Genomic DNA, 24,279 nt, shown 5'->3' with positions numbered 1-24,279 from the left:
AATTCTCGCCCCGGGCACCCGCGACCGCTCACCGAGGGGCGAGGTCCCACGACTTCCCACACACGATCTTCACGCCGCCCGGGCGTCAGGCGGAGTCGCGCATCCGCTGGCTCACGACGGTCGTCACGCCGTCCCCGCGCATGGTCACGCCGTAGAGCGCGTCCGCGATCTCCATCGTGCGCTTCTGGTGCGTCACGACGATGAGCTGCGAGTCCTCCTGCAGCTCACGGAAGATCTCCAGGAGCCGCCCGAGGTTGGCGTCGTCGAGCGCCGCCTCGACCTCGTCCATGACGTAGAACGGGCTGGGCCGGGCCTTGAAGATCGCGACGAGGAGCGCGACCGCGGTGAGCGAGCGCTCACCGCCGGACAGCAGCGACAACCGCTTGACCTTCTTGCCCGCGGGACGCGCCTCGACCTCGATGCCCGTGGTGAGCATGTCGCCCGGGTCGGTCAGGACGAGCCTGCCCTCGCCGCCCGGGAACAGCCGCGGGAACACGTCGTCGAACGCCGCCGCGGTGTCTCGGTACGCCTCGGCGAACACCTGCTCCACGCGCTCGTCGATCTCCTTGACGATCTCCAGCAGGTCCGCACGGGACTTCTTGAGGTCCGCGAGCTGGTCGACGAGGAACTTGTGCCGCTCCTCGAGCGCGGCGAACTCCTCGAGCGCGAGCGGGTTGACCCGGCCCAGGAGCGAGAGGGCGCGCTCCGCGGCGCGCAGCCGCTTCTCCTGCTGCTCGCGCACGTACGGCACGTGCGTGGGCGCCTCGGGGTCCGGCTCGGTGCCGGGTGCGACGACGACCGGCACGTCGCGGTGCGGCCCGAACTCGTCCAGCAGCACCGCGGGATCCAGGCCGAGCTCCTCGACGGCGCGCGTCTCGAGCTGCTCGATGCGCAGCCGCTGCTGCGTGCGCGCCACCTCGTCCCGGTGCGCGACGTCCGTGAGCCGCCCGAGCTCCGCCGCCTGCTGCTCGACCGTGACGCGCGCCGCCCCGATCGCCTCGTCGCGCCGCGCCCGCGCCGCCTCGGCGGACTCGCGCTCGTCGGACGCCCGCCGCAGGGACCCCTCCAGCAGCGAGAGCGTGCGCGTCGCACCCGCACGCACCGCCTCGGCCACGGCGGCCTGCCGGGCCCGCTCGCGCTCGCGCTCCTGCGCGCGCTCGCGCGCGACCCGCTCGGCGCGCGCCGCGCGTTCGAGCGACTCGGCGCGTCCCGCGAGGGCGCGGGCACGCTCCTCGGCCGTGCGCAGGGTCAGGCGGGCCTCGGTCTCGCGCTGCCGCGCGGCCGTCGCCGCCTCGAGCAGCGCGTCACGACGGGCCGTGCCCTGCGTGATCTGCGCCTCGCTCTCCCCCGGCTCGACCTCGGCCGCGGCGAGCCGTGCCGTGAGCTCGGCGAGCTGCGCGGTGTCCTCCTCGAGCGTGCGCGACGCCGCGTCGAGCGACGCCTGCACGCGCTCCGCCTCCGCCCGCGCGGCACGCGCCGTGGACCCCAGGTTCCCGAGCTGCTCGGCCACCGCCGCGAGCTGCGCGTCGGACTCGTTGAGCCGTTCGAGCGTCTCGTCGTACCGCGTGCGCGCCTCGCCGCGCTCCTGCGTGGCGCGGGCGAGCGCGAACCGGAGCCGCTCGGCGTCGGCGGCCGCCGCCTGCGCGGCCTGACGGGCCTGGTCGAGCGCCGCCTGCAGGTGCAGCGCGCTCGGCGCGCTCGCCGACCCGCCGGACGCGCGGGTCGCGGACAGCACGTCACCGGCCCGGGTCGCGACGACGAGCCCGGGCGCCTGCGCGAGCACCGCGCGCGCCCCCGCGAGGTCGTCCACGACGACGACGTCGGCCAGGAGCGCGTGGACCGTCCCGCGCACGTTCTCGGGCGCCCGCACGAGGTCGACCGCGGGCACCGCACCCGCGGGCAGGTCCGCCGGGAGGTCACGCGGCGCGGCCGTCCCGCCGCCCACGAGCAGGCTCGCGCGGCCCGCGTCCTGCGTGCGCAGCCAGCGGATCGCGTCGACCGCCGCCCCGAGCGACTCGACGGCGACCGCGTCCGCGGTGGCGCCGAGCGCGGCGACGACCGCTTCCTCGTCGGCCGGGTCCACCGCGAGCAGCGCCGCGACCGAGCCGATCGTCCCCGGCAGCGAGTCCGCCGCGAGCAGCGCCCCCGCCCCGTCCTTGCGCGTGAGGCTCAGCTCGAGCGTCTCGGCGCGCGACTCCTGGTTGGCGCGCTCACGCTCCGCGGCGGCCAGCGCCTCCGTCACCTCGGCGACGCGGGCGGTGGCGGTCTCGAGCGCCTCGGCGGCCGACTCGTGCGCGGCGTCGAGGCCCTCCTCGCCCTCCTCGGCGCCCGCGACCTGCGACTCCAGCGCCGCGAACCGCGCGGTCGCCTCCGCACCGCGACGCTCGGCGGCGACGAGGGTCTCCTGGAGCCGGCCCAGCTCGGCCTGCGTCGCCTCGACGCGGCTGCGGCGCGCCGCGACCTGACCCGCGAGGCGGGCCACGCCCTCACGCCGGTCCGCGGCACCGCGCAGCGCGGTCGCGAGCTCCTTCTCCGCATCCGCGGCCTGCTGCTCGACCTCCTGCCGCGCGGCGACCGCCGCGTCGAGCGCCGCGCGCGCGAGGTCCACCTCCGCGGCGAGCTCCGCCTCGGCCTGCCGCACGCGTCCCGCCTGCGCGGCCAGGTCGTCGGGGTCGCGCCCGTCCGTGCGCTCGGGCACCGCGGCGCCCAGCAGCCGCACCCGGTCCGCCGCGAGCGACGCGGTGCCGCGCAGCCGCTCGCGCAGCGACGACAGCCGGTACCAGACCTCGCTGACCTGGGAGAGCTCCGGGGCGGCCTCGGCGGCCTCGCGCTCGAGGGTCGCGAGGTGGGCGCGCGTGCGGGCGAGCGCCGACTCGACCTCCTCGCGCTGGCGCGCGACCGCGGTCTCGTCGGCGATCTCCTGCTCGAGCTGGGCGGTCAGCTGCGCGAGGTCGTCCGCGAGCAGCCGGGCCCGCGCGTCCCGCAGGTCGGCCTGCACCACGGCGGCCTTGCGCGCGACCTCGGCCTGACGGCCCAGCGGGCCGAGCTGACGGCGGATCTCGGCGGTGAGGTCGCCCAGGCGCGTGAGGTTGGCCTGCATCGCGTCGAGCTTGCGCAGCGCCTTCTCCTTGCGCTTGCGGTGCTTGAGGACGCCGGCGGCCTCCTCGATGAACCCGCGCCGCTCCTCGGGCGTCGCGCGCAGCACCGCGTCGAGCTGGCCCTGCCCGACGATCACGTGCATCTCGCGGCCCAGCCCGGAGTCCGAGAGCAGGTCCTGGATGTCGAGCAGACGGCAGCCCTGACCGTTGATCGCGTACTCCGAGCCGCCGTTGCGGAACAGCGTCCGGCTGATGGTGACCTCGGTGTACTCGATCGGCAGCGCGCCGTCGGTGTTGTCGATGGTCAGCGCGACCTCGGCGCGGCCCAGCGGCGGACGCCCCGCGGTGCCCGCGAAGATGACGTCCTCCATCTTGCCGCCGCGCAGGGACTTGGCGCCCTGCTCCCCCATGACCCACGCGAGCGCGTCGACGACGTTCGACTTGCCGGAGCCGTTCGGGCCGACCACGCACGTGACGCCCGGCTCGAAGCTCAACGTCGTCGCCGAGGCGAACGACTTGAACCCGCGCAGGGTCAACGTCTTGAGGTGCACGTCCGCGAGTGTAGGTGGACCGCGGTCCCGAGCCGGGGACGTGCGCGACGAACCGGCCGCACCGGGGCGCTCGCCCCTGCCCGACCCGTCCGGGATGTCACAGGCCGGGGAACCACAGCCCGATCTCGCGCTCGGCCGACTCCGGGGAGTCCGAGCCGTGCACGATGTTCTCGATGACCTTCCGGCCCCAGTCGCGCGCGAGGTCGCCGCGGATCGTGCCGGGGGCCGCGACCGTCGGGTCGGTCGCGCCCGCGAGCGAGCGGAAGCCCTCGACGACCCGCTGGCCCTCGACCACGGCCGCGACCACCGGGCCGGAGAGCATGAAGTCGACGAGCGGCTGCAGGAACGGCTTGCCCGCGTGCTCGGCGTAGTGCTCCGCGAGCAGCTCGGGCGTCGCCCGGCGCAGCTCGAGCGCGACGAGCGTGTAGCCCTTCGCCTCGACCCGGCGCAGGACCTCCCCCACGAGGCCGCGCGCGACGCCGTCGGGCTTGACGAGGACGAGGGTGCGCTGCGAGTCGGTCATGGCGCTCACCCTAGTGTCGGCTCCCGTGGGCGGGCCCGGCCCGCCGGACGTCGTGTTCGTCACGTCTCGTCCGGTCCGCGGGCGTCGGGCCGCCCGGTCAGGCCGCCGGGTCAGGCCGCTGCGGCACCGCCCGGTTCGAACGGGTGCGCGGCGTCGTACTCGGCGCGCTCCCGGTCGATGCGCCCGCCGATCCGCAGCGCCGCGACCCACAGGCCGACGAACACGAGCGCGACGAGCACCGCGATGTCCCGCGCGACCGCCGGCAGGACGATCGCGGCCGCGACGAGCCAGCCCTGCAGGACCCAGCCCACGAGGTACCCGCCGCGACGCGTGACCAGCCCCGACGCGAGGACCAGCAGGAGTGCGAGACCTCCGCCGACGCCCCACACGACGGGGGCGGCTGCCACGCGCAGGCCGTACGCCACGAGCGTCGCGAACAGCACGCAGCACGCCTCCAGGACGAGGATCGTCTGGGTGAACTGCGGCTTGGCGGGTCGCTTGCGGCGCACGGCCGGCGCGGGGGACGTCACCGGCCCAGGCTACCGGCGCGCTCGTCGTCGACGTGCTCCGCGAGGTCCCCCTGTTCCGCGAGGTCCACGTGCTCCGTGAGCTCGTCGACGACCACGGCGGACGGCGCCCCGGACCCGTCGGCGGCCACGGCCTCGCCGCGCGCCACCATGCCGGCCACGTCGGAGAGCGCGACCTCCTTGAGGAACAGCGCGAGCACGAGGCCGACCAGCACGAGCGGCACGAAGTACCAGAACGACGGCGCGAGCGTGCTCGCGAACGCGTCGATCACACCGGACTTGTAGGGCTCGGGAAGCGCCGCGACGGCCTCCGGCGTGACGTCCGACGCGCCGGCACCGAGCTGCGGGGCGCCGGCGAACACGTCGGAGAGCTTGGTGAACAGCGCCGTGGTGAAGATCGTCGAGAAGACGGCCGTGCCGACCGCCGCGCCGATCTCGCGGAAGAAGTTGTTCGCGCTCGTGGCGGTGCCCAGCTCGTGCGGGTCGACCGCGTTCTGCACCGCGAGCACGATCGTCTGCATCACCAGGCCCATGCCGGCGCCGAGCACGAAGATCATCGCGCCGAACAGCACGAGCGACATGTCGCCGGTGATGCGCGTGAGCCACATCAGGCCGAGCGCGGTGACGAGCAGGCCGACGACCGGGTAGATCTTGTAGCGGCCGGTCTTCGTGATCGCGACACCGGAGCCGATCGCGGTGAGCATGACGCCCGCCATCATGGGCAGCAGCAGGAACCCGGACTGGGTGACGCCCACGCCCGTGGACATCTGCAGGAACGTCGGCAGGAACGCCAGGGCGGCGAACATGCCCGCGCCCAGGATGAAGCCGATGAGCGTGGCGATCGTGAACGTCGGGTTGCGGAACAGGCGCAGGGGCAGGATCGGGTCCCGGGCGAACCGCAGCTCGACGACGACGAACGCCGCGATCGCGAGGACCGTGCCGCCGACGAGCGCGACGAGCCACGGGTCCGACCAGTCGTAGTCGCGGTTGCCGGAGAAGGACGTCCACGAGCTCGCGAGCACGAGACCCGACGTGGCGACGACGAGGAAGACGATCCCCGCCACGTCCACCGGGCGCTCGGAGCGGTGCGACGGCAGCCGCAGCGTCACCCACGCCGTCACGAACGCCGCGATGCCGATCGGGATGTTGACCCAGAAGCACCAGCGCCAGTCGGCGTGCTGGGTGAACAGGCCGCCGAGCAGCGGGCCGATCACGGCCGCGATGCCGAACAGCGCGCCCATCGGACCCATGTACTTCCCGCGGTCCTTGGCGGGGACGATGTCCGCGATGATCGCCTGCGACAGGATCATCAGGCCGCCACCGCCGAGGCCCTGCACACCGCGCCAGAACACGAGCTCGCCGAACGTCTGCGCGAACCCCGCCCCGGCGGACGCGAGCGTGAACAGACCGATCGCGACGAGGAACGGCCAACGCCGGCCCCACAGGTCGCCGAACTTGCCGTAGAGCGGCATGACGATAGCGATCGCCAGGATGTACGCGGTGACGACCCACCCCTGGTGGGCGACGCCGTCGAGCTCGCCGACGATCGTCGGCATCGCGGTGCCGACGATCGACTGGTCGAGCGAGGACAGGAACATGCTCGCCAGGAGCGCGCCGAAGATCAGCCAGACTCGGCGCTGGGTGAGCACGACGAGCGGCGCGCCGTCCGTCTGCTCGGGCGTGGTGGCCACGGCCATGGGTACCTCGTTCGGGGTCGTACGGCCCGGGCCGGGGGACGGTCCGGGAGATCTGGTGCCGGGCGCCTCAGGGGCCGCCTGGGTCACGGGACGGCGGGTCCGACGAGCGCGCGCACGCCGCCGACGATCGCCGCGAGGTGCTCGCGGGGGTCCGTCTCGGGCCCTGCCGCCTCCCAGCGCATCGCGGTGGAGTGGACGAGGAACAGCGCGAGCGACGCGACCACGTCGGGGTCGACCGCTGCCGCTGAGCCGTCCCGTCCGGCGTCCACGGTCGCGAGACGCTCGGTGACGAGCTCGGCCATCTGGGTGCGGTGCGCCTCGACCCACGCGATGTGCCGGGAGAGCAGCCGCGGGTCGCGCGACGCGAGCTCGAGGGTGCGCAGGAAGCGCTCCTGCCCCATGGGCGGGTGGCGCATCGCGTCCGCGAGCAGCTCCTGCAGGTCGGTCAGCAGGTCGCCGGTGGGCCCTCCGTCGACGAAGGTGCCGGTCGCGGGGGTCGACAGGACCCACGGCGCGTGGCCCAGCACCGCGTCGTCCTTGGACTCGAAGTAGTTGAAGAACGTGCGGGCGGAGACGCCCGCGGCCTCGCAGATCGCTTCGACGGTGACCGCGTCGATCCCGTCACGCTCGACGAGGCGGTGGGTGGCGTCGATGAGCGCCTCGCGCCGCGCGCGCTTCTTGCGCGCGCGCAGCCCCTCGTCGGAGGGCTCGGGCTGCACGGGGGCAGCGGGACGCGTCTCGATCACGCGTCAACGTTACATCGACTGCAACTTTGCACCCGATGTATTTTCTGCGACGTGCGTCACGCGGTCAGATCTCGCCGAACCCCGCGTCGATCGCCTCGGTGAGCGCCGCGACCGCGTCCTGCGCCTGCGGCCCGGTCGCCTCGACGTGCAGCTCGGCACCCTGCGTCGCACCGAGCTTCATGAGCTCCAGGACGCTCGCCGCGTTCACCCCGTTGACCGACACGGTCGCGTCGTAGCCCGCGAGCATCCGGGCGACCACCGCGGCGGGCCGCGCGTGCAGGCCGAGCGGGTTGAGCAACGTCCGCGTCGCGCGCACCACGCCGGGATCGACCTGCGGCGAGGCGTCGACGATCTCGGGCACGGGTCCTCCTGGGGTGTCGGGTGCGGCCCGCAAGGGGCCGAAGATCGATCCGGCGTGCGCGACGGACGCGAGCACGCCGGCCAGGTCGGCGCCGCCGTGCGCCGTGACGGCCGCCGCGACGGCGCCCTCGACGAACGGGCCGTCGGCCACCCGCACGCGCGCCGCGAGGTCCGGGTCCGCGAGCTCGAGCACCGCCTCGGTGGTCAGCACCGCCGAGCCGAGGTCCGCGAGCACGACGACCGACCGACCGTCCTGCGCCGCGCGCACCAGCGCGGCCTCCACGCGCGCGAAGTCCGTGCCCAGGCCGCCGTCCTCGAGCCCACCCGCGGGGACGACGAGCACGCCCGGCGCCATCTGGCGCGCGAGCTCGGCGGCGCCCTCCGCGAGCGGCTCGGAGTGCGAGACCAGGACGAGGGCGACCGCCGCGGGCGTGCGCTCGTCGCGGGACCCGTCGGGCACCGTCGTCACGACGCACCACCCGCCGCCGCGACCGCGGCCTCGAGCAGGAGCTGCGTCGAGCGTGCGCCGGGGTCGAGGTGACCGGCCGAGCGCTCGCCCAGGTAGCTCGCGCGGCCCTTGGTCGCCACGAGCGGCACGGTGGACTGCGCGCCCGCGGCGGCGGCGCGCGCCGCGGCGGTGAGCACCGCGACCGGGTCGTCCCCCTCGGCGGCGGCCGCCGCGGCCGCCTCGGCAGCGGGCGACCAGGCGTCCACCATCGTCTTCTCCCCCGTCGTGGCCTTGCCGCGCGCGACCACGCCGTCGAGGGCGGCCTCGACGAGCGCGACCACGCCCGCCGCGTCGAGCGCGGCGACGCCGGCGGCCTTGGCGGCGCGCAGGTAGGCGGTCCCGTACAGCGGGCCCGCGGCGCCACCGACGGTCGACATGAGCGTGGTCGCCACGAGCTTGAGCACGTCCCCCACGGTGGCGGGCGGCTCGCCGAGCGCGTCGAGCTTGCCCACCACGGCCGTGAACCCGCGCTTCAGGTTCTCGCCGTGGTCACCGTCGCCGATCTGCCGGTCGAGCTCGACCAGCTCGTCACGATGCTCGACGACCGTCCGAGCGCTCTCGCGCGCCCAGTCCACGGCCCACGCCACGTCCAGCGCCATGCCACCTCCTCCGGGTCGGACCCTGCCCCGTGCCATCCTCGCGCATGTCGCGCGGTCACCAACGCAGGGCGGTGGTGTGCACCGGGGCGTCCCAGAGGGTGGTGAGCTCGTCGTCGAGCCGCAGCACCGTGACCGACGCGCCCTGCATCTCCAGGGACGTCACGTAGTTCCCGACGAGGGAGCGCGTGACGTTCACGCCCCGCGCCTCGAGCAGCTCGCGCGCCTTGCGGTACACGATGTACAGCTCGGACGCGGGCGTGCCGCCCATGCCGTTGACGAGCAGCAGGACGTCCTCGCCGGACGCGAGGCCGAGGTCGTCGGCGACCGGTGCGAGCAGCATCTGCGTGATCTCGTCCGCGCTCGCGAGCGGGATGCGCCGGCGGCCGGGCTCGCCGTGGATGCCGATGCCGATCTCGATCTCGTCCTCGGGCAGGTCGAACGACGGCTTGCCCGCGTGCGGGACCGTGCACGCCGTCAGGGCGACGCCCATCGAGCGCACGTTCGCGACGACCTTGCGCGCGACCGCCTCGACCGCGTCGAGGTCGTCGCCGCGCTCGGCCGCCGCGCCCGCGATCTTCTCGACGGCGACCGTGCCCGCGACCCCGCGCCGGCCGGCCGTGTAGAGCGAGTCCTGCACCGCGACGTCGTCGTCGACGACGACCGTGCGCACCGCGACGTCCTCGGCCTCGGCGAGCTCGACGGCGGTCTCGAAGTTCAGCACGTCGCCCGTGTAGTTCTTCACGATCGCGAGCACGCCCGCGCCGCCGTCGGCGGCCTGGAGGGCCGGGAGGATCTGGTCGGGCGTCGGGCTCGTGAACACCGCCCCGGGAACCGCCGCGTCGAGCATCCCGACGCCCACGAAGCCCGCGTGCAGCGGCTCGTGCCCGCTGCCGCCGCCGCTGACGAGCCCGACCTTGCCGGGCACCGCACCGCCGGCGCGCGTGACGTGATCCGGGTCGTGGTGGACCGCGACGACGTCCGCGTGCGCGGCGCCGAACCCGTCGAGCGTCTCGCTGACCACGTGTGCCGGGTCGTTGATGAGCTTCTTCACTCGCGCTCTCCTCCTGTCCTGGGCACCGCGTCAGGCACCGGTGCCGGCCACGCCCCTGCTCGTCCCTCACCCTCGCGTCGCGCCCGCACCGCGGCAAGTGGCGGGCGTGCACGAGCCGTGCACGTTTGTGCAGCGACGTGCGGGCCGGCCTCCGGCCGACCTCCCGGGCGCCTGCGGCGGACGGCCCGTCAGTCGCGGCCGAGCAGGATGCGCGCCTCGGCCACGAGCAGGATCGACCCCGTCACGAGCACCGCGGCGCCGCGCTCGACCTCCGACTCGGCACGCTCGACCGCGAGCGCCACCGCGTCGTCGAGGCGTTCGACCACGTGGACACGGTCCTCGCCGAACACGTCGACCGCGATCTCGGCGAGCTCGTCCGCGGGCATCGCGCGCGACGTGCCGGCCTGCGTGACGACCACCTCGGCGAGCTCCGGCTCGAGCACCGACAGGATGGCCTCGGGGTCCTTGTCTGCCATGACACCGACGACTCCGACCACCCGCTGGAACGCGAACGCCTCGTCGAGCGAGGAGACGAGCGCCAGGGCGCCCGCCGGGTTGTGCGCGCCGTCGACCAGCACCGTGGGGCTGGACCGGACCACCTCGAGGCGCCCGGGCGACGTCGCGTCCGCGAACGCGGCGCCGACGACGTCCCCGTCGAGCGCTCCCCCGCCGGTCAGCAGCGCCTCCGTCGCGACGAGCGCGAGCAGCGCGTTGTGCGCCTGGAACTCGCCGTGCAGCGGCAGGAACACGTCGGCGTACACCCCGCCCAGCCCGCGCAGCGTGAGCATCTGCCCGCCCACGGCGACCTGCCGCTCGACGACCGCGATGTCGACGCCCTCACGCACGACGCGCGCGCCCCGCTCCGCCGCCACCGCGAGCACGACGCCCTCGACCTGTTCGTCCTGCTCCGCGAGCACGAGGGTGGCGCCGTCCTTGACGATGCCCGCCTTGACCTCGGCGATCTCGACGAGCGTGTCGCCGAGCCACCGCTCGTGGTCCATCCCGACGGGAGTGATGACCGCGACCTCGCCGTCCGCGACGTTCGTCGCGTCCCACGAGCCGCCCATGCCGACCTCGACGACCGCGACGTCGACCGGGGCGTCCGCGAACGCCGCGAACGCCATGACCACGAACACCTCGAAGAACGACAGCTGCGGCTCGCCGCGCTCGGCCGAGCGCGCGTCGACCATCTCGACGTACGGGAGCACGTCGCGGTACGTCGCGACGAACGTCTCGTCGTCGATCGGCTCGCCGTCCACGGCGATGCGCTCGTTGACGCGCGTGAGGTGCGGGCTCGTGAACCGCCCGGTGCGCAGGCCGTGCTCGCGCAGCAGCCGCTCGACCATCCGGCTCGTCGACGTCTTGCCGTTGGTCCCCGTGAGGTGAACGACGCGGTAGGCGCGCTGCGGGTCGCCCAGCAGCTCGCACACCTCCTGCACGCGGCGGAACGACGGGTCGAGCTCGTGCTCGGGCGTGCGGCGCAGGATCTCGCGGTAGACCGCGTCGGCCTCCTCGCGCGCGGCGCGCGCCCGCTCGGCGGCGCGGCCGTCGGCCTCGCGACGAGCGCGGTCGGCGGGGCTCATCGGACCGTCCCGGGGACGTGGCGGACGACGAGGGCGGCGCGAGAGGTCATGCGGCCATTGTGCCGTGCGGCCCGCCCCCGTCGTCCGTCCGGCCGTTCCGGGCGCGGCACGCAGCGGCTACGGTCGGCGGATGACCCTCGACCCCCGCGCGTCGGCCCACCGCGTGCGCCGCGCCCGCGCCGCCGCGCTCGTCGGCGCCACCGCGCTCGTCGTCGCCACCGCGCTCGTCGGCGCCGCGGGGCTCGCCGCGCCCGCGTCCGCCGCGACCCCCGGCACGTCCGGCGTGGTGAAGGTGGTCGGCACCGGCACGCCCGCGTCGTGCACGCCCGCCGCGCTCGCGTACGCCGTGAAGTCGGGCGGGACCGTGCGGTTCGACTGCGGGCCGAAGGACGTCACGATCGCCCTGGACCGCACGCTGTTCGTGTGCAACACCACGACGTGCCGGCACCCCTGGCAGGACCCGAAGGCGAAGGTCGTCCAGCAGCTCGTGCTCGACGGCGGCGGCAAGGTCACGCTGTCCGGGCAGGGCGCGCGCGGGATCCTGTACGCCAACACGTGCGAGGAGTCGTTCGGCTGGATCGACAGCCGCTGCGACACGCAGACCACGCCGTACGTGCTGGTCAAGGACATCACGTTCACGCGCGGCGACGCGAGCCGCACGCCCGCGGGAAAGGCGTCCGTGGGTGGCGGGGGTGGCGGCGGCGCGATCGCGATGCGCGGTGGGCGGCTCACCGTGCAGCGCGCGACGTTCCGCGACAACCGCTGCGTGCAGCAGCACCCCGACGCGGGTGGTGGCGCGATCCGCGTCGTCGGCCAGAAGGAGTCCGCGCGGGTCCTCGAGTCGACGTTCACGGACAACGCGTGCGCGAACGGCGGCGCCGTGTCGTCGCTGCAGGCCCCGCTCCTGATCCGCGACTCGACGTTCACGGGCAACACCGCGACCGGCTCGGGCGCGTCCAGCGGGCAGGGCGGCAACGGCGGCGCGGTGTACTTCGACGGCACGCGGCAGTCGGTGACGATCGAGCGCTCCACGATCCAGCGGAACGTCGCGCCCGAGGGCGGCCCCGGCGTGTTCTACGTGAGCAACGACCGCACGGGCACGCTCACGATCACCGACTCGACCGTCACCAAGAACACCGGCGCCCGGTTCTGGACGTACAAGTTCCGCAGCGTCTTCTACCTGGGCAAGGCGTTCGTCCGCTCGGGCTCGACGATCGACTGAGACGCGACGACGGCGCGGGCCTCGTGGGCACCGCGCCGTCGTCGGGTGTCAGACCTGGCGCTTCGCGACCGCGACGTCGAGCGCCGCCCCGGCCGTCACCGTCAGCTCGACCGCGAGCGTCTCGTCCGCCACGAAGTCGCGGTGCGCCTCGACGTCCGCGACGTGCTCCCCCGGGACCGTGAGCGACAGCGCGATCCGGTCCGCGACGTGCAGCCCGGCCGCCTTGCGGGCGTCCTGCACGGCACGCACCACGTCGCGCGCGTAGCCCTCGGCGCGCAGCGCGTCGTCGAGCGCGATGTCGAGCACGACGAACCCGCGCTCGGGCAGCACGGCGGCCGCGACCTCGTCGCCCTCCTCGTCCCGCACCGCGGCGACGAGCTTGTACTCCGTCTCGAGCAGCGGCACGTCCCCCTCGGGCGTCCGCACGACGACCCCGTCGGCCGTCTGCTCCCAGTCCCCCGCCTTCGCCGCGCGGATGACGCCTTGCACGGCCTTGCCGAGGCGCGGGCCGGCCGCGCGCGCGTTGACGTCGAGCCGCGTCCAGACACCGAACTCGGAGGCCGCCGCATCGTCGACCGAGTGCACGACGACGCTCTTGACGTTCACCTCGGACGCGATGAGGTCGGTGAACGGCAGCGCGAGGCGCGGGAACGGGATCGCGACGCGCAGCTCGCGCAGCGGCTGACGCACGCGCAGGCCGCTCGCCTTGCGCAGCCCGAGCGTGGTCGACACGATCTCGCGCACCCGGTCCATGGCGGCGACGAGCTCCGCGTCCGTGAACTCCGCGCCGGTCGCGGCCGAGTCGTCCGTGACGGTCGACGCGCCGGGGCCCGGGTTCGTGACGATCGCGGCGGGCGTCGGCCAGTCGGTCAGGTGCACGCTGCGCCCACCCGTCAGGCCGCGCCAGATCTCCTCCGTGACCAGCGGCGCGAGCGGGGCCATGACGCGCGTGAGCGTCTCGAGCGCGGTGAACAGCGTGTCGAACGCCGCGACGTCCTCGTCCCAGAACCGCTGCCGCTGCGTGCGCACGTACCAGTTGGTCAGCACGTCGAGGTGCTGGCGCACCGCCTCGCACGCCCCCGGCGGGTCGTACGCGTCGAGCCGCTCGGTGACCGTCACGACGAGCTCGCGCGTGCGCGCCAGCAGGTCACGGTCCGCGGTGCTCAGCGACGCGGTGCTCTGCGCGTCGACGAGCCGCGCCGTCAGCCCGGCACCGCCGTTCGCGGCGCCCGCGTACAGCGTGAAGAAGTAGTACGTGCTCCACAGCGGCAGCAGCACCTGGCGCACGCCGTCGCGGATGCCCTCCTCCGCGACGATGAGGTTCCCGCCGCGCAGGATCGTGCTCGACATGAGCGACCAGCGCACCGCGTCGGAGCCGTAGACGTCCCACATCTCGACCGGGTCCGGGAAGTTGCGCAGCGACTTCGACGCCTTGCGGCCGTCGTCGCCGAGCACGATCCCGTGGCACATGACGTCGCGGAACGACGGCCGGTCGAAGATCGCCGTGGCGAGCACGTGCAGCGTGTAGAACCAGCCGCGGGTCTGCCCGATGTACTCGACGATGAAGTCGCCCGGGTAGTGGTGCTCGAACCAGTCGCGGTTCTCGAACGGGTAGTGCACCTGCGCGAACGGCATCGAGCCCGAGTCGAACCACACGTCCAGCACGTCGGGGATGCGACGCATGGTCGAGGCGCCCGTCGGGTCGTCCGGGTTCGGGCGGGTCAGCTCGTCGATGTACGGGCGGTGCAGGTCGGGCTCGCCCTGCTCGTTGGTCGGCACGCGGCCGAAGTCGCGCTCGAGCTCCGCGAGCGAGCCGTACGCGTCCACGCGCGGGTACGTCGGGTCGTCCGAGACCCACACCGGGATCGGCGTCCCCCAGTACCGGTTGCGGCTGATCGACCAGTCGCGCGCACCCGCGAGCCACTTGCCGAACTGGCCGTCCTTGATGTGCTCGGGGGTCCAGGAGATCTCCTGGTTGAGCTCGACCATCCGGTCACGGAAGTCCGTGACCCGCACGAACCACGACGAGACCGCCTTGTAGATCAGCGGGTTCCGGCAGCGCCAGCAGTGCGGGTAGGAGTGCTCGTACGTCTCGTGCCGCACGACGAGCGCGCGCTGCTGCTCCGCGACGCGCGCGAGGGGACCCGTGCCCGCCTTGAGGTCCGCGATGATCGGCTTGTTCGCGTCGAACACCTGCTGACCCGCGTAGTCGCCGACGAGCGCGGTGAACCGGCCGCCGTCGTCGACCGGCACGACCGCGGCGATGCCCGCCGCGTCGCACGCCGCCATGTCGTCCTCGCCGAACGCGGGCGCGAGGTGCACCAGGCCCGAGCCGTCCTCGGTCGTCACGAAGTCCGCGACCAGCACCTGGTGCGCGTTCTCGTGGCCGACGAAGTAGTCGAACGGCGGCGTGTAGCGCCGGCCGGCGAGGTCGCGGCCCAGGGTCGTGGCGACCACGGTGGCCTCGCCGAGCTCGCGCGCGTACGCGGCGAGGCGGGGCGCCGCGAGCAGCACGCGCTCGCCGGGGTGCGCCTGGCCGAACGGCGAGTCCGGCGCGGGCTCGACCGTCACGTACTCCACGTCCGGACCGACCGCGACCGCCAGGTTGCTCGGCAGCGTCCACGGCGTCGTCGTCCAGATCAGCGCGAGCTCACCGGTCTCGAGCCGCACGCCCACGGTGAGCGCCGGGTCCTGCCGGCTCGCGTACACGTCGTCGTCCATGCGCAGCTCGTGGTTCGACAGCGGCGTCTCGTCGACCCAGCAGTACGGCAGGACGCGGTAGCCCTCGTACGCCAGCCCCTTGTCGAACAGCTGCTTGAAGCCCCAGATCACGGACTCCATGAACGACACGTCGAGCGTCTTGTAGTCGTTGTCGAAGTCCACCCACCGGGCCTGCCGCGTCACGTACTCGCGCCACTCCTGGGTGTACTTCAGGACCGACTCACGGCACGCCGCGTTGAACGCCGCGATGCCCATCTCCTCGATCTGGGCCTTGTCCTTGATGCCCAGGAGGCGCTGCGCCTCGAGCTCCGCGGGCAGCCCGTGCGTGTCCCAGCCGAACCGGCGCTCCACGCGGCGGCCCCGCATGGTCTGGTAGCGCGGCACGACGTCCTTCGCGTACCCCGTCAGCAGGTGCCCGTAGTGCGGCAGGCCGTTGGCGAACGGCGGACCGTCGTAGAAGACGAACTCGTTGCTGCCGTCCTCGCCCGCGTCCCGCTGGTCGATCGAGGCCTGGAACGTGCCGTCGGCCGCCCAGTGCGCGAGCACCTCGCGCTCGAGCGCGGGCAGGTCGGGCGAGGGCGCGACGGGCTCGTCGCGGTGCAACGGGTAGTGACGATCGGTCACCGGGGCGTCTCCTGTGGTCGGCACGTGCTGGTTCGGCAGGTGCGTGCGTCGCGTCGGCTGCGAGGACGATCGCCCGGACCGGCCGGACCACCGCGGTACCACCTCACTTGCCGGCTCGTCGTCCTCGCCGGCCTGAGCCCGGCGGCGACGGCGCGTCGACCACTCGTGACGGCTGTGACGGGCCTACCCGTCCGGTTCTAGTGAGGCCGCCGCGCGAGCGTGGCGACCCGTTCTTCCGGAGGCTCCCCGGTGATGGCCGGATCGGTGCCTGTCCGCCCAGGGTAGCCCAGGGCCGCACACGGCCTTACGGCATAGTCCTGCGCGTGACCATGCACGTGACCACGCACGCGACCCTGCCGACCACCCTGCCGACCACCCTGCCGACCACGACGCCGACCGCGACGCCGACCACGACCGACCCGTCGGCCGCGCCCGTGGTGCTGCTCGACCTCGACGGGACGCTCAGCGAGTCGGCGCCCGGCATCACCGCGAGCGTCGCCGCCGCGTACGGCTCGCTCGGGCTGCCGGTGCCCTCGGCGGCGGCGCTGCGCTCGTTCGTCGGACCGCCCCTGCAGGACAGCCTGCGCGCGCACGGCGTACCCGAGGACCTGGTCCCGGCCGCGCTCGCCGCGTACCGCGCGCACTACGACGCGGGCGCGCTGCGCGAGACGCGCGCGTACCCGGGTGTCCTCGACGCGCTGCGGGCGCTGCGCGCGGCGGGCTGCACGCTCCTGGTGGCCACGTCCAAGCCGCAGGTCCGGGCGGACCCGGTGTGCGCGTACCTCGGGATCGACGCGCTGGTCGACGGTGTGTTCGGCGCCCCGCCGGACGACGTGCCGAGCAGCAAGGCGCTCGTCGTGGCCGCCGCGCTCGCGAGCGTGCCGGGCCACGGGCCCGCGGTCATGGTCGGCGACCGCAGCCACGACGTCGTCGGCGCGCACGCGAACGGGGTGCCGTGCCTCGGCGTCACCTGGGGCTACGCCGAGCCGGGCGAGCTCGCCGAGGCGGACGCGCTCGTCGACGAGACCGACGACCTGCCGCGCGCCGCGCTGGAGCTGCTCGCCCGCACACCGGCCTGACCCGGCGTCACTCGAGCGCGGCGGCGAGACCGCCGTCGGGCCCCACGTGCGCACCGAGGTCCGCGAGCGCCGCGACGCGACGCGCGCGGGGCGCGTCGCGGTCGAGCGCGGTCGCCGCGGTCGCCGTGAGGTCCTGCAGCGCGCGGACGCACCGCGCGTACGCGAGCCGGTCCTCGTCGATGTCCACGCGGCCGTAGCCCGTCAGGAACGCGGCCGACTGCTCGACCGTCACGCGCAGCCCCGGCAGCACTCCCCCGAGCACGAACATCAGGTCCTGCTCGGCGGGTGCCACGCAGGCGTGCTCCCAGTCCAGCAGCGCGACGTCCCGCGGCCCCGTCGCGACCACGTGCCCCACGTGGGCGTCCGCGTGGCAGACGACGAGCGGGACGTCGCGGCCCTGGTCGCGCAGCCGGTGGCCCGTCCGCACCGCGCGGGCGCGCACGGCGGCGATGCGCGGACCCGCCGCACGCCACGTCTCGGCGGCGGCCCGGGCGGCGGCGTCCCGCTCGCCCCGCAGCGTGCGCGCGACCTCGTCGTCGATCTCGGTTGTGCGCGCGAGCCGCTCCGTCGGGTCGAACGACTCGCGCGTCAGCCCGGGCACGCTCGTCGGCGCGAGCGCGTGCACCCGCGCGACGAGCCGACCGAACGCGGTCCACTGCGGCGGCGTCAGCGGCACGTCCCGGCCGGTCGGGCCGTCGAGCCACAGCGTGACGGACAGCCGCCCGCCGTCGTGGTCGGCCGCGGGCGCCCCGCGCCGGGTGAGCAGCGGCGGCGCGAACGTCGCCGGTGCCGGCAGGAGCTCCTGCGGGCGCTGCGGGAGCGTGCGCGCCAGCGCGAGCGCGACCTGCGCGGCCGCGCTCGTCGTCGACGTCCACCGCACGGCGTACCGGCTCGGCCCGACCGTCGCACGCCACAGCCGGGCGGTGGCGTGCGTGGTCACCGGTTCGAGGGTCTCGACCTCGAGCCCGAAGTCGTCACGCACGCGGTCGCGGACGGCGGTGGTCGTCACGTGCTGCACGCTAGGCAGCGGGTGTTGCGCCGAGGTTGCCGCCACGTGCCCATCGCGACACATCAGCCTCACGGCGGGCGGACGGGCCACGGCGGACAGGGCGCCCGCCGAGCGGTGGCAGGATCTGCGGGTGACTGCTGCCGTGCTGCTGGACCTCGACGGGACGCTCATCGACTCCGGTGACGGGGTGGTCGACTCCCTGCGCGCGGGGTTCCGCGGCGTCGGGCTGGTCCCGCCCGACGACGCGGTGCTGCGCTCGTTCATCGGCCCGCCCATCCACGACTCCGCGCGGCGCGTGGGCGTCCCGCCCGAGCTGCACGACGCGGTCGTCGCCGGTTACCAGCGCGCGTTCGCCGAGCGCGGGAACCTCATGGCCCACGTGTTCGACGGGGTGCCGCGGGCGCTGGCCGGGCTGCGGGCCGCCGGGGCGCGGCTCGTCGTCGCGACCGCCAAGCCGCACACGTTCGCGGTCCCGGTCCTGGAGCACCTGGGCCTGGCTCCCCTGCTGGACGGCGTGTTCGGCGCACCCGACGACGAGAGCGACACCAAGGGCCAGATCATCGCGCGGGCCGTGGCGTCGCTCGGGCCGGACGTGCGCGCCGTGATGGTGGGCGACCGCGAGCACGACGTCGAGGGCGCCCGGGAGAACGGGCTGCCCTGCGTCGGCGTGCTGTGGGGCTTCGGCGACCGCGCGGAGCTCGAGGGCGCGGGCGCGCGGGCCGTCGTGGACTCCCCCGCCGCGCTCGTCGCCGCGGCGCTCGGGCTCGTGGGGCTCAGGCCGACGGCGTGACGGGGTCGAGCGCCGGGCGAACCGCTCGGACGCACCCCGACCTCCTCGCTTGATCTTGACGCGGCGTCAACTCCTACCGTGGATCTCGTCCGCACGACAGCACGACGACCGCACGAAGGAGGAGCGATGGAGGCGTCGATCCAGGAGGTCGCGCGCCTGACGGGCACGACGAGCCGCACGCTGCGGCACTACGACGCGGTCGGCCTGCTGCCGCCGAGCCGGGTCGCCGCAGGCGGCCACCGCTGGTACGACGACGCCGCGCTCGTCCGGCTGCAACGCATCCTGCTCCTGCGCCGGCTCGGCCTGGGGCTCACCGAGATCGGTCGGGTCCTGGACCGCGAGCAGGACGAGGTCGTCGCGCTGCGGCGCCACCTCGCCTGGCTGCGCGACGAGCAGCGCCGGCTGGAGCGGCTCGTCGCCTCGGTCGAGCGGACGATCACCGCACGAGAGGAAGGAGGGCCTGTGATGGCCGAGGAGATGTTCGACGGGTTCGACCACACGCAGTACAAGGACGAGGTCGAGCAGCGCTGGGGCGCCGACGCGTACGCGACCTCGGACGCGTGGTGGCGAGGGATGCCCGACGACGAGAAGAAGGGGTGGCAGGCGCGCACCGCGCGGCTCGCCGCCGACTGGGCCGCGGCCGCCGCCACGGGCACCGACCCCGCGTCCGACGAGGCGCAGGCGCTCGCCGTCCGCCACGTCGCGTGGCTCACGTCCATCCCCGGCACGCCGGGCCACGGCACGGGCGCCCCGGTCGAGTACGTGCTGGGCCTGGCCGAGCTCTACGTGGCCGACGAGCGGTTCGGCGCGACCTACGGCGGCCCGCAGGGCGCCGCGTTCGTGCGCGATGCCCTGCATGCCTGGGCCGCGTCACGCTGAACGCCCCGCCGCGCGCGCTCGGGTGCTACGGCGTGCGCAGCGTGGCCTGCCAGTCGTCGTACAGCTCGGCGAACCGGCCGCCCGCCGTCGCGAGGTCGGCCGGGGCACCGTCCTCGACGACGCGCCCGCCGTCGACGACGAGCACCCGGTCCGAGCCCATGACGGTCGACAGCCGGTGCGCGATCACCACGGCCGTGCGACCCGCGAGCAGCGTGCGCAGGCCGCGCTGCACGAGCGCCTCACCGGGGACGTCGAGCGAGCTGGTCGCCTCGTCGAGGATCAGCACGGCCGGGTCGGCCAGGAACGCGCGCGCGAACGCGACGAGCTGGCGCTGCCCCGCCGACAGCCGCCCGCCGCGCTTGTCGACGAGCGTGTCGTACCCGTCCGGGAGCGACGCCACGAGCTCGTGCACGCCGACGGCACGCGCCGCCGCCTCGACCTGAGCGCGCGACGCGCCCGGACGGCCGAGCGCGATGTTCGCGGCGACCGACCCGGAGAACAGGTACGCCTCCTGCGTCACCATGACGACCGCTCGGCGCAGGTCGCCGGGCGCGACGTCGCGCACGTCGACCCCGTCGAGCAGCACCGCTCCCGCCCGCACGTCGTAGAACCGCGCGAGCAGCTTCGCGACCGTGGACTTGCCCGCGCCCGTCTCGCCGACGAGCGCGAGCGACTGCCCCGCCGGCACGTGCAGGTCGAGCGCGGGCAGCACGCCCGGCCCGTCGCCGTAGCCGAACTCGACACCCCTGAACCGCACGTCGCCGCGCACCTCACGCAGCGCGACGGGGTGCTGCGGGTCGGGCACCGACGGCTCCTGCGCGAGGAGCGCCGAGAGCTTCTCGAGCGCCGCGGTCGCCGACTGGAACGAGTTGTAGAACATCCCGATCTGCTGCAGCGGCTGGAAGAACCGCCGCGCGTACAGCACCGCGGCCACCAGCACCCCCACGTCCAGCCCGTCGTCGAGCACACGCAGGCCGCCGACCAGCAGCACCCCCGCGACCGTGACGTTCCCGATCAGCGTCAGCCCCGTGTCGAACACGCCGTTGACGCGGATCGCGTCGGCCGTCGTGCGGCGGTAGACCTCGGCCTCCGCGCCGTACACGTGCCCGGCCGCCTCCTCACGACGGAACGCCTGCACCGCGCGGATGCCCGTCATGGTCTCCACGAACCGCACGATCACGCGCGCGGCGGCGGTCCGGTTGAGGCGGTACTGGCGCTGCGAGCGCAGCTGGAACCACCGCGTGAGCACCACGCCCGGGACCACCGCGACCAGCAGCACCAGGCCGCTGCGCCAGTCGAGCAGCGCGAGCGACGTCGCGGTGAGCACCATCGCGAGCCCGGACGACGCGAGCGTGGTGACACCGCCGTCGAGGAGCTCGCGCAACGCGTCCGTGTCCGACGTCTGCCGGGAGATGATCCGGCCCGAGGTGTAGCGCTCGTGGAACTCCAGGCTCAGGCGCTGCGTGTGCCGGAACAGCCGGCCGCGCAGGTCCAGCAGCACCGCCTGGCTCACGCGCGCGGACGCGCGCACCACCTGCGCGGAGAGCAGGCCTCCCCCGACCGCGAGCACCAGGTACACGCCCGCTGCGACGACGAGCGGACGCGCGTCACCGTCGTCCGCGAGGGCAGGCAGCGCCGAGTCGATGCCGTAGGCGACGAGCGCGGGCCCGGCGACCGCCGCGAGCTGCGCGAGGACGACGAGCGCGACCGTCCACCACGCGGGTCGCGCCACCGGGCGCAGCAGCGAGCCGAGCAGCCCGAGCGAGCGGCGGCGGACGACGCGCGGGTCCTCGAGCGCCTCGTCGGACGCCGCGTCCGCGGGCGCCGGGCTCGCGGGCGGCGGGCTCGCGGGCGCCCCGTGGGTCGTGGGTGCCGTCATCGCGCGGTCTCGACCCACTCGTCAGCGGCCTCGTCGGCGGCCTCGTCGGCCGTGCGCTCCTCGTCCTCGCGCACGTCCGCGTCCTGCGCCCTGCGGTCCGCCGCGCGCGCCGCGTCGTCCACCGCCTCCTGGGCCGTGAGCACGTACCGGTAGTGCGCGTGCGTCGCGAGCAGCTCGGCGTGCGTGCCCACGCCCGTGATCCGGCCGTCCTCGAGCACGGCGACGCGGTCCGCGAGCGCGACCGTCGACGGACGGTGCGCGACGACGAGCGTCGTCGTGCCCGCGAGCACCTCCCGCAGGCGCGCGGTGACCTGCGCCTCCGTGCTCACGTCGAGCGCGGACAGCGGGTCGTCGAGCAGCAGCACGCGGGGGCGCACGGCGATCGCGCGAGCGAGCGCCACGCGCTGACGCTGCCCGCCGGACAGGCTCAGGCCCTCCTCGCCGATGACCGTGGCGAGCCCGTCGGGAAGGTCGCGGGCGAAGCCCGCGCGCGCGACGTCGAGCGAGCCCTGCAGCAGGTCCTCCGCCTCCTCGGCGGGCAGGTCGGCGGGCGTGCCGAGCAGCACGTTCTCGCGCACCGACGCGGAGAACAGGATCGGGTCCTCGAACGCGACGGACACCGCCGCGCGCAGCTGGGCGCGGGTGAGGTCCCGCACGTCGACGCCGTCGACGCGCACCGCGCCGGCCGTCACGTCGTACAACCGTGGGACGAGCTGCAGCAGCGTCGTCTTGCCGCTGCCGGTCAGGCCGACCAGCGCGGTCGTCGTCCCGGGCTCGAGGCGCAGGTCGACGCCCGCGAGGACCTCCCCGACCGGCCCCGACCCGCGCGCCGGGTGCGCGAAGTGCACGCCGTCGAGCTCCACGAGCGAGCCGCCGGCCGGGCGGGGCGGCAGCGCGACCGGGGCCTGCGGGTCACGCACCGTCGGGACGGTGTCGACCACCTGCACGAACCGCTCGGTCGCGGCACGCGCGTCGAGCGTCATCGCGAGCAGGTTGCCGAGCCGCTCGACGGGCGCGTTGACGATCGCCGCGGTCGCGAAGAACGCGACGAGCGCACCGACCGACACGCGGCCCGCCGCGGCGAGGGGCACACCGACCGCGAGGGACACCGCGAGCACCGCCTCCGGGATCGCACCCAGCGCGAACGTCACGCGTGACTGCGTGCGGGCCTTGGCGACCTCGGTCGCGCGCAGCTCGTCGGCCTGCCGCACGAAGTCACCGAGCGCGTCCTCGCCGCGGCCGAACGCCTTGAGCACCCGGATGCCGTGCACCGACTCCTCGACCGTCGTCGCGAGGTCGCCCGCCTGGTCGCGCGCGCGGCGCGCGACCACCTTGTAGTCCTGCCGGAACCGGAACCCGAGCCAGACGACCGGCACCGCACCCGCGAGGTAGACCAGGCCCAGCACGGGCGCCGTCGCGATCATGAGACCGACGCCGACCACCACGGTCGTCGCGCTCACGCACAGCATGACGAGGCCGAACACCATCCAGCGTCGGATGACCGACAGGTCGCTCATCGAGCGCGACAGCAGCTGCCCGCCCGACCAGCGGTCGTGGAACTCGACCGGCAGGTCGAGCAGGTGGCGGAACAGGTCGCGCCGCATCGTGAGCTCGACGCCCGTGCCCGGTGTGAGGATCAGCGTCCGCCGGCACCACACCAGGAACGCCTCGAGCACGCCCAGCGCGAGCACCAGCCCGGCGGCCTCGACGACCGCCGTCCGCGACCCGTCCGTGAGCAGCGGCCCGTTGACCACCGAGCGCAGCACCTGCGGCACCGCGAGCGCGAGCAGGCTCGCACCGAGCGCCGTGAGCCCGCCCACGACGATGCGCGGGACCGCCGGCCGACCCCAGTGCACGAGGCGCAGGAGCACGCTGCGCGAGGGACGTCCGGGGGGCATCCCGTCACACTACGTCCGCCCGCCGACGAGCCCACCCGGGGGCGTCGTCGTCTCACGGGGCGGGCGTGCGCCCGCGGACCGGCTCCGGTCAGACGCCCGTGCGCGCCGTCGTCGTGTTGTTCGCCTGCGCGCGCGGCCGCACGACCAGCAGGTCGACGTTGACGTGCGCCGGCCGCGACAGCGACCACGCGATGGTGTCCGCGACGTCGTCGGCCACGAGCGGCTGGTACCCCTCGTACACCGCCGCGGCACGCTCGGCGTCCCCGTCGAACCGCACGAGCGAGAACTCCTCGGTCGCGACCGCGCCCGGGGCGATCTCGATGACGCGGACCGGCTGGCCGACGATCTCCCACCGCAGCGTCTGGGCGAGCAGGTGCTCGGCGGACTTCGCACCGGTGTACCCCGCGCCGCCCGGGTACGCGCCGTGCGCCGCGGTCGACGTCACGACGACCACGTCACCCGCGCCGCGCTCCCGCAGCAGCGGCAGCAGACCCTGGGTGACCCGCAGCGTGCCGAGCACGTTGAGCTCGTACATCGCGCGCCACTGCGCGAGGTCGCCCGACTCGACCGGGTCGAGCCCGAACGCGCCGCCCGCGTTGTTGACCACGGCGTCGAGGCCCCCGGTCGCGCGCACGTGCTCGACGAGCGCCGCGACGTCGTCGTCCGAGGTCACGTCGGCCACGAACGTCTCGGCGCCCGTCGCGTCCGCGAGGGCCGCCAGCCGGTCCGCGCGGCGCGCGGTCGCGACGACGTCCCACCCCTGTGCGCGCAGACGGCGGACGGTCGCCGCGCCGATGCCGGACGACGCGCCCGTGACGACGGCGCGGCGGGGGGTGCTGGTCATGCTGGCTCCTGGTGTCGGTATCGGTCCGCGGTCGGCGCTGCGAGCGGTCGGTCGCACGCTACGACGCGCGGGGCGCCCCGTGCACGCGACG

At 74.8% G+C, this 24,279-nt stretch carries 18 protein-coding genes; 4 read left to right on the top strand and 14 right to left on the bottom strand.

From position 1 onward, the window contains the following. Positions 1-85: 85 nt before the first annotated feature. The 9 genes from smc to CBP52_RS02660 all read right to left on the bottom strand — a co-directional run bounded on the left by smc (position 86) and on the right by CBP52_RS02660 (position 11,243). Positions 86-3,649 (bottom strand): chromosome segregation protein SMC, encoded by a 3,564-nt coding sequence (gene smc / locus CBP52_RS02700; protein WP_094179719.1) that lies wholly within the window; start codon positions 3,647-3,649, stop codon positions 86-88. Between the two features lie 97 nt (positions 3,650-3,746). Continuing rightward, a complete protein-coding gene (ndk, locus tag CBP52_RS02695; RefSeq protein WP_094179718.1) occupies positions 3,747-4,172 on the bottom strand; it encodes a nucleoside-diphosphate kinase in 426 nt (141 codons plus the stop codon). Positions 4,173-4,282: 110 nt separating this feature from the next. Then, a complete protein-coding gene (locus CBP52_RS02690) occupies positions 4,283-4,702 on the bottom strand; it encodes a DUF4233 domain-containing protein (protein WP_094179717.1) in 420 nt (139 codons plus the stop codon). Continuing rightward, entirely contained in the window at positions 4,699-6,396 is a 1,698-nt protein-coding gene (locus CBP52_RS02685; RefSeq protein ID WP_094179716.1) for an MDR family MFS transporter, read from the bottom strand. The genes CBP52_RS02690 and CBP52_RS02685 overlap by 4 nt, the downstream gene beginning before the upstream one ends. An 83-nt stretch (positions 6,397-6,479) precedes the next feature. After that, positions 6,480-7,142 carry a TetR/AcrR family transcriptional regulator gene (locus CBP52_RS02680; protein WP_094179715.1) on the bottom strand — a complete coding sequence of 221 codons (663 nt, stop codon included), beginning with the start codon at positions 7,140-7,142 and terminating at the stop codon, positions 6,480-6,482. 64 nt (positions 7,143-7,206) lie between these two features. Then, positions 7,207-7,971, bottom strand: coding sequence for a dihydroxyacetone kinase phosphoryl donor subunit DhaM (gene dhaM / locus CBP52_RS02675; protein WP_232514625.1), 765 nt, complete (start codon positions 7,969-7,971; stop codon positions 7,207-7,209). Then, positions 7,968-8,609, bottom strand: coding sequence for a dihydroxyacetone kinase subunit DhaL (gene dhaL / locus CBP52_RS02670; RefSeq protein ID WP_094179714.1), 642 nt, complete (start codon positions 8,607-8,609; stop codon positions 7,968-7,970). The genes dhaM and dhaL overlap by 4 nt, the downstream gene beginning before the upstream one ends. A 55-nt stretch (positions 8,610-8,664) precedes the next feature. Continuing rightward, positions 8,665-9,660 (bottom strand): dihydroxyacetone kinase subunit DhaK, encoded by a 996-nt coding sequence (gene dhaK / locus CBP52_RS02665; protein WP_094179713.1) that lies wholly within the window; start codon positions 9,658-9,660, stop codon positions 8,665-8,667. Positions 9,661-9,848: 188 nt separating this feature from the next. Next, positions 9,849-11,243 carry a folylpolyglutamate synthase/dihydrofolate synthase family protein gene (locus tag CBP52_RS02660; RefSeq protein WP_094179712.1) on the bottom strand — a complete coding sequence of 465 codons (1,395 nt, stop codon included), beginning with the start codon at positions 11,241-11,243 and terminating at the stop codon, positions 9,849-9,851. A gap of 130 nt (positions 11,244-11,373) precedes the next feature. On the opposite strand from CBP52_RS02660, the gene CBP52_RS02655 reads away from it, so the two are divergent. Continuing rightward, positions 11,374-12,465: a hypothetical protein gene (locus tag CBP52_RS02655; protein ID WP_157732484.1), complete on the top strand. Its 1,092-nt coding sequence runs from the start codon at positions 11,374-11,376 to the stop codon at positions 12,463-12,465. Positions 12,466-12,513: 48 nt separating this feature from the next. Here the strand turns inward: CBP52_RS02655 and ileS are convergent, their stop codons facing one another. Next, on the bottom strand, positions 12,514-15,810 hold the full coding sequence (ileS, locus tag CBP52_RS02650; protein ID WP_094179710.1) for an isoleucine--tRNA ligase: 3,297 nt from the start codon (positions 15,808-15,810) through the stop codon (positions 12,514-12,516). A gap of 329 nt (positions 15,811-16,139) precedes the next feature. Here ileS and CBP52_RS02645 point away from each other — a divergent pair, with 329 nt between their 5' ends. Next, positions 16,140-16,889 (top strand): HAD hydrolase-like protein, encoded by a 750-nt coding sequence (locus tag CBP52_RS02645; protein ID WP_094182084.1) that lies wholly within the window; start codon positions 16,140-16,142, stop codon positions 16,887-16,889. Between the two features lie 7 nt (positions 16,890-16,896). Here the strand turns inward: CBP52_RS02645 and CBP52_RS02640 are convergent, their stop codons facing one another. Further along, on the bottom strand, positions 16,897-17,898 hold the full coding sequence (locus tag CBP52_RS02640; protein ID WP_157732483.1) for a phosphotransferase: 1,002 nt from the start codon (positions 17,896-17,898) through the stop codon (positions 16,897-16,899). Between the two features lie 130 nt (positions 17,899-18,028). Between CBP52_RS02640 and CBP52_RS02635 the strand changes: the two genes are divergently transcribed. Continuing rightward, the gene (locus tag CBP52_RS02635) at positions 18,029-18,688 is read left to right on the top strand and encodes an HAD hydrolase-like protein (protein WP_094182083.1); all 660 of its coding nucleotides are present in this window, start codon (positions 18,029-18,031) and stop codon (positions 18,686-18,688) included. 126 nt (positions 18,689-18,814) lie between these two features. Beyond that, the gene (locus tag CBP52_RS02630; RefSeq protein WP_094179708.1) at positions 18,815-19,567 is read left to right on the top strand and encodes a MerR family transcriptional regulator; all 753 of its coding nucleotides are present in this window, start codon (positions 18,815-18,817) and stop codon (positions 19,565-19,567) included. A 25-nt stretch (positions 19,568-19,592) separates the two neighbouring features. On the opposite strand, the gene CBP52_RS02625 is transcribed toward CBP52_RS02630, so the two are convergent. The 3 genes from CBP52_RS02625 to CBP52_RS02615 all read right to left on the bottom strand — a co-directional run bounded on the left by CBP52_RS02625 (position 19,593) and on the right by CBP52_RS02615 (position 24,188). After that, positions 19,593-21,446: an ABC transporter ATP-binding protein gene (locus CBP52_RS02625; protein WP_094182082.1), complete on the bottom strand. Its 1,854-nt coding sequence runs from the start codon at positions 21,444-21,446 to the stop codon at positions 19,593-19,595. Next, positions 21,443-23,344, bottom strand: a complete 1,902-nt coding sequence (locus CBP52_RS02620) for an ABC transporter ATP-binding protein (RefSeq protein WP_094179707.1) — start codon at positions 23,342-23,344, stop codon at positions 21,443-21,445. The genes CBP52_RS02625 and CBP52_RS02620 overlap by 4 nt, the downstream gene beginning before the upstream one ends. A gap of 88 nt (positions 23,345-23,432) precedes the next feature. Next, the gene (locus CBP52_RS02615) at positions 23,433-24,188 is read right to left on the bottom strand and encodes an SDR family oxidoreductase (protein WP_094179706.1); all 756 of its coding nucleotides are present in this window, start codon (positions 24,186-24,188) and stop codon (positions 23,433-23,435) included. Between the last annotated feature and the right edge of the window lie 91 nt (positions 24,189-24,279).

It is taken from the genome of Cellulomonas sp. PSBB021 (genome assembly GCF_002240455.1).
Classification (GTDB): Bacteria; Actinomycetota; Actinomycetes; order Actinomycetales; family Cellulomonadaceae; genus Cellulomonas; species Cellulomonas uda.
Note: the sequence above shows the minus strand (reverse complement) of the source record. Positions and strands in the feature narration are given on the sequence as shown.